Origin of the sequence: Sphingomonas sp. CCH9-E2 (genome assembly GCF_001557215.1) — a bacterium.
Lineage (GTDB): Bacteria > Pseudomonadota > Alphaproteobacteria > Sphingomonadales > Sphingomonadaceae > Sphingomonas.
Genome location: NZ_LSJM01000259.1, coordinates 1 through 1,018, shown reverse-complemented (window position 1 = coordinate 1,018; position 1,018 = coordinate 1). Strand labels below are relative to the sequence as shown.

Genomic DNA, 1,018 nt, shown 5'->3' with positions numbered 1-1,018 from the left:
CTGTCCGTCGTCAGAACATTCGGCACAACTCGCGGCGTAGATTAGCGGAGTGCGGACCTCGTCAGGGGGTTGATGTTAGGCGGCGAACTTGCGGTGCTGCAAGCGCCGATGTTCGATGGTCTGTCGCTTGATCCTTTCGCGCAGTTTGATGATTGCCGGAGCCCTGCCGAAGTAGGCGTCGGCAGGCGTCACGTTGGCCAGGCTCTCGTGGTATCGCTGGTGATTGTAGTGCTCGACGAAGGCCTCGATGTGGGCTTCGAGGTCGCCGGGCAGGAAGTAGTTTTCCAGCAAGATGCGGTTTTTCAGGGTCTGGTGCCAGCGCTCGATCTTGCCCTGGGTTTGGGGATGACACGGGGCGCCGCGGACATGGCTCATCTTCCGGGCCTCGATGTATTCCGCCAGCTCACCCGCGATGTAGCTGGGGCCATTATCGCTGAGTAGCCGGGGTTTGTGCAGCACCGTGGCGCTGTCGCAACCAGAAGCCGCCAGGGCGAGGTCCAGCGTGTCGGTGACGTCCTCGGCTCGCATGTTGGTGCACAGCTTCCAGGCGATGATGTAGCGCGAGAAGTCGTCGAGCACGGTCGACAGATACATCCAGCCCCACCCGATGATCTTGAAGTAGGTGAAGTCGGTCTGCCACATCTCGTTCGGCCGCGTGGTTTTCGTGTGGAACTGATCGGCAGCCTTGATCACGACATAGGCCGGGCTGGTGATCAGGTCGTGGGCCTTCAACAGGCGGTAAACCGTGGATTCCGACACGAAGTAGCGCTGCCCATCGGTGAAGCGCACGGCCAGTTCCCGGGGGCTCAGCTCAGACTGTTCCAGCGCCAGCTCGATGATCTGGTCGTGGATGCCCGCCGGGATGCGGTCCACACCCGGCTCGGCGCCGATGGCCGATCTTCCAACGCCTCCGGCCCGCCTTCGAGGTAGCGATCATACCAGCGGTAGAATGTCCGACGAGGGATGCCGAGTTGGTCCAGCGTGCGCTTGGCCGACAGGTGCGACTGCTCGACGGTTC

At 62.2% G+C, this 1,018-nt stretch carries 1 pseudogene; it reads right to left on the bottom strand.

Annotation, left to right across the window (positions count from 1 at the left end):
* Positions 1 to 75 precede the first annotated feature (75 nt).
* Positions 76 to 1,018, bottom strand: a pseudogene (locus AX681_RS12065) (IS3 family transposase); the annotation flags it as partial.